Source organism: Streptomyces torulosus (assembly GCF_001419765.1).
Taxonomy (GTDB): domain Bacteria; phylum Actinomycetota; class Actinomycetes; order Streptomycetales; family Streptomycetaceae; genus Streptomyces; species Streptomyces torulosus.
This window is the reverse complement of the sequence record NZ_LIRK01000831.1, coordinates 1-4639: the sequence shown is the minus strand read 5'-3', so window position 1 is coordinate 4639 and position 4639 is coordinate 1. Positions and strand designations below refer to the sequence as shown.

Sequence of the window (4639 nt, the reverse complement as noted above, 5' to 3'; positions counted from 1 at the left end):
CCGAGGGCGGCGGCCGTCTCCGGTTCGTCCATCTCCAGCAGATAGCGGTACGTGACGACCAGCCGGTGCTCCTCGCTGAGCTGCTCCAGCGCGCCCAGCAGGGCGACCCGGCGCTCTATCTCCAGCGCGGCGACCGCCGGATCAGCCGCCGGTGGTATCAGCGGCTCGGCCTCCACGAGGGCCGCCTCACGGTCGGCCAGGGACCGCTGGCGTCCGGCTGTCCGCACTGTGTTCCTCGTCTCATTGGCCACGATCGACAGCAGCCACGGCCGGAACGCGGCCCCGTCCCGGAAGCGGCCGAGCGAGCAGTACGCCTTGAAGAAGGCCTGCTGCACCACGTCCTCCGCGTCCGGACCGGCGCCGAGCGCCCGGGCCGCCCTCAGCGCGATGCCCGTGTGGGCGCGCACCAGGTCCGCGTACGCCTCCGGCTCTCCGGCGCGTACGCGTGCGACCACCGCGGCCTCATCGACGATGCGGCCCCCCTCCCGCGTTCTCACAACAGGGGTACACCGCCCGGGCCCGATCGGTTCCCACCCGTGTGCCGTCTGTTTCCGGTAGGTTCCGGAACGGGTCCCGATACCTGAGAGAATGGTGAGCATGGCCTCTGACCGACCCCGTGTGCTCTCCGGAATCCAGCCCACCGCAGGCTCGTTCCACCTCGGCAACTACCTGGGCGCCGTGCGCCAATGGGTGGCTCTGCAGGAGTCCCACGACGCGTTCTACATGGTCGTCGACCTGCACGCGATCACCGTTCCGCAGGACCCCGCGGACCTGCGGGCGAACACCCGGCTCGCCGCCGCGCAGCTGCTCGCCGCCGGTCTCGACCCCGAGCGGTGCACCCTCTTCGTCCAGAGCCATGTCCCCGAGCACGCCCAGCTCGCCTGGGTCATGAACTGCCTCACCGGCTTCGGCGAGGCCTCCCGCATGACCCAGTTCAAGGACAAGTCCGCCAAGCAGGGCGCCGACCGCGCGAGCGTGGGCCTCTTCACGTACCCGATCCTCCAGGTCGCCGACATCCTGCTCTATCAGGCGAACGAGGTCCCGGTCGGCGAGGACCAGCGCCAGCACATCGAGCTCACCCGTGACCTCGCCGAGCGCTTCAACGGCCGCTTCGGTGAGACCTTCACGATCCCGAAGCCGTACATCCTCAAGGAGACGGCGAAGATCTACGACCTTCAGGACCCCGCGATCAAGATGAGCAAGTCGGCGTCGACCCCCAAGGGGTTGATCAACCTGCTCGACGATCCGAAGGCCACCGCCAAGAAGGTCAAGAGCGCGGTCACCGACACCGACACCGTGATCCGCTACGACGCCGCCGAGAAGCCCGGTGTCAGCAACCTGCTGACCATCTACTCGACCCTCACCGGGACGAGTGTCGCGGAACTGGAGCAGAAGTACGTCGGCAAGGGCTACGGTGCGCTCAAGACGGACCTCGCCGAGGTCATGGTCGACTTCGTGACGCCCTTCCGGGAGCGCACCCAGCAGTACCTGGACGACCCGGAGACGCTCGACTCGATCCTGGCCAAGGGCGCGGAGAAGGCACGCGCCGTCGCCGCGGAGACGCTCTCCCAGGCGTACGACAGGGTGGGATTCCTGCCCGCCAAGCACTGAGCCGCACCACCCCGGTCGGCCGCGCGCCGATCGCGCCACCGGCAGCGCTGTACATCACTCCGGCCGCGCCTGCCCGGAACACCGCCGTGGCCGTACAGTCGATAGCCGGTGGCGCGTCACGACAGACGAAGACACGGACGCATGACACGACGACAGGAGACGACGTGGGGACCGTAACGATCGGTGTGTCGATCGCGGTCCCGGAGCCCCACGGCAGCCAGCTCCAGGAGCGGCGCGCGGGCTTCGGCGACGCCGCTGCTCACGGCATCCCCACCCATGTCACGCTGCTGCCGCCGACGGAGGTCGAGGAGACCGAGCTGCCGGCGATCGAGGCGCATCTCGTCGAGGTCGCGGCCGTCGGCCGGGCCTTCCCGATGCGGCTGGCCGGCACGGGCACCTTCCGGCCGCTGTCGCCCGTGGTGTTCGTCAAGGTCGTCGAGGGCGCCGAGGCGTGCACCTGGCTGCAGAAGCAGGTCAGGGACGCCTCGGGACCGGTGGCGCGCGAGCTGAACTTCCCGTACCACCCGCACGTCACCGTGGCCCACGGCATCGCCGAGGAGGCGATGGACCGGGCGTTCGAGGAGCTCGCCGGGTACGAGGCCGCATGGCCCTGCACCGGCTTCGCGCTCTACGAGCAGGGCGCCGACGGGGTCTGGCGCAAGCTCCGCGAGTTCGCCTTCGGCGGTTCGGTCGTCCCCCCGCAGGCGGGCGCCCCGGTCGGCGACACCACGCTGCCCACCCACTGAGAGCCCACTAAAGAACCCCCTGAGAACCCCCTGAGAACCTGAGGCCGGGCGCCCCCAGGTTCTCCAGCGGCAGTCGGCCCCGTGCGGTGCCGGGTCGGTCGGCGCCCTACAGCGGCAGCCGGCGGAACAGCGGTCTCGGCACATGACGGAGCGCCGTCATCACCAGCCGCAGCGCCCCCGGCACCCACACCGTCTCCGAGCGGCGCCGCAGCCCCAGCTCGATCGCCGTCGCCACCGCCTCCGGAGTGGTGGCGAGAGGCATCTCCGGGCGGCCCGCGGTCATGCTCGTGCGTACGAAACCGGGCCGTACGACCATCACATGGACGCCGGTGCCGTGGAGGGCGTCGCCGAGGCCCTGGGTGAAGGCGTCGAGGCCGGCCTTGGCGGAGCCGTAGATGAAGTTCGAGCGGCGGGCGCGCTCGGCGGCCACCGAGGACAGGACGACGAGCGAGCCGTGGCCCTGCGCCTGGAGGGCCCGCGCGCAGACCAGGCCGGCCGACACGGCACCCGTGTAGTTGGTCTGGGCGACGCGGACGGCGGCCACCGGGTCGCGTTCGTCGTGCGCCTGGTCGCCGAGCATGCCGAAGGCGAGGAGCACCATGTCGATGTCGCCCTCGACGAAGACCTTGCCGAGGATCGTCTCGTGCGAGTCGGGGGCGAGGGCGTCGAAGGCGACGGTGTGCGTCTCGGCGCCGAGGCCCCGCAGATGGGCGGCGGCCTTCTCCAGGTCGGGCGAGGGGCGTCCGGCGAGCCAGACGGTGCGGGTGCGGCGGGCGATCAGCCGGCGGGCGGTGGCGAGCGCGATCTCCGACGTACCGCCGAGGATCAGCAGCGACTGGGGGGTGCCGAACGCGTCCTTCATGACAGCTCCTGAGCGACTGGGAAACGGGGGGCAGGTCGCGGTACGGGCGTTACAGGCCCAGGCGGCGGGCCAGGTCCGACACGAACACGCCGTCGGGGTCCAACTCGCGGCGCAGCGCCCGGAACTCGGGCAGACGGGGGTACATCACGGCCAGCAGCTCGGGGCGCAGCCGGGCGTCCTTGGCCAGGTACACGCGCCCGTCGGCCGCCGCGACCTCCTCGTCCAGCCGGTCGAGGAAGGTGCCGAGGCCGGGCAGGCCCGCCGGGATGTCGAGGGCGAGCGTCCAGCCGGGCATCGGGAACGACAGCCAGCCGGGGTCGCCCTCCCCGAACCGCTTCAGCACGGCGAGGAAGGAGGGGCAGCGGCGCGCGGAGATCCGGGTCACGATCCGCCGCAGGGCCTCCTCGTGGCCGTGCCCGACGACGAACTGGTACTGCACGAACCCGGAACGCCCGTAGAGCCGGTTCCAGTGCGGGACGCCGTCCAGGGGGTGGAAGAACGTGGAGATCCGCTGGAGCTGGTCGGCGCGGGCCCGGGGGGCCTTGCGGTACCACAGCTCGTTGAACAGCCCCACGGTCGACCGGCCCAGCAGACCCTCGGGGACGAACGCGGGGGCGGCCGGGAATCGCGAGGTCCGGAACTCCAACGGACGGCCGAGCGCGCCCCGTCGGCCGAAACGTGCCCCACGCGCGCGTGCCGACGAGGACTCCAGCGTCTCCAGGGACGCGTGCTCGCCGCGGGTCAGGACCGCGCGACCCGTCGCCGAGCCCCGGGCGAGGAGATCGATCCAGGCGACGGAGTAGCGGTAGTACCGGTCGGTGGCCGTGAGCCGGGCCAGCAGGTCGTCCAGATCGCGGGCCCGTTCGGTGTCGACCGACATCCAGGACGTCTCGACGGGCAGCAGCCGTACGGTCGCGGTGAGGATCACCCCCGTCAGGCCCATCCCGCCGGCCGTGGCGTCGAACAGCGGGGTGCCGGGGACCACCGTGCGGATCCCGCCGTCCGCGGTGAGCAGTTCCAGCGACAGCACATGGCGGGCGAACGCCCCGGAGACATGGTGGTTCTTGCCGTGGATGTCCGCCGCGATCGCGCCTCCCACCGTCACCTGGCGGGTCCCCGGCGTCACCGGCACGAACCAGCCCAGCGGCAGCAGCACCTCCATCAGCCGATGCAGCGACACCCCCGCGTCGCACAGGACCGTGCCGCCGTCCGCGTCGATGGCGTGGACCCGGTCCAGGCCCGTCATGTCGAGCACGGCGCCGCCCGCGTTCTGCGCCGCGTCCCCGTACGCCCGCCCCAGCCCCCGGGCGATCGCGCCGCGCGCCCCGCACGCTCGCCCGGCGGCCGCGGCCTCCTCGTACGTACGGGGACGGATGAGCCGGGCGGGCGTGCGGGGCGCGCGGCGGGATCGCCCGGGGGC

Annotated in this window: 5 protein-coding genes; 2 read left to right on the top strand and 3 right to left on the bottom strand. The window is 72.1% G+C overall.

All coding sequences use genetic code 11. From position 1 onward, the window contains the following. A partial coding sequence (locus AOK23_RS40910; RefSeq protein WP_079049992.1) for an RNA polymerase sigma factor occupies positions 1-497 on the bottom strand: 497 nt, incomplete at its 3' end. 100 nt (positions 498-597) lie between these two features. On the opposite strand from AOK23_RS40910, the gene trpS reads away from it, so the two are divergent. After that, positions 598-1611: a tryptophan--tRNA ligase gene (gene trpS / locus AOK23_RS40905; protein ID WP_055717478.1), complete on the top strand. Its 1014-nt coding sequence runs from the start codon at positions 598-600 to the stop codon at positions 1609-1611. A 164-nt stretch (positions 1612-1775) separates the two neighbouring features. Next, positions 1776-2357: a 2'-5' RNA ligase family protein gene (locus tag AOK23_RS40900; protein WP_055717476.1), complete on the top strand. Its 582-nt coding sequence runs from the start codon at positions 1776-1778 to the stop codon at positions 2355-2357. Between the two features lie 106 nt (positions 2358-2463). Here AOK23_RS40900 and AOK23_RS40895 read toward each other — a convergent pair whose 3' ends face one another. Both AOK23_RS40895 and AOK23_RS40890 read right to left on the bottom strand, forming a co-directional pair. Beyond that, complete coding sequence (locus tag AOK23_RS40895) at positions 2464-3219, bottom strand: decaprenylphospho-beta-D-erythro-pentofuranosid-2-ulose 2-reductase (RefSeq protein WP_055717475.1); 756 nt, start codon at positions 3217-3219, stop codon at positions 2464-2466. A gap of 49 nt (positions 3220-3268) precedes the next feature. Next, on the bottom strand, positions 3269-4639 hold a 1371-nt coding region (locus AOK23_RS40890; RefSeq protein WP_055717474.1), incomplete at its 5' end, for a decaprenylphosphoryl-beta-D-ribose oxidase.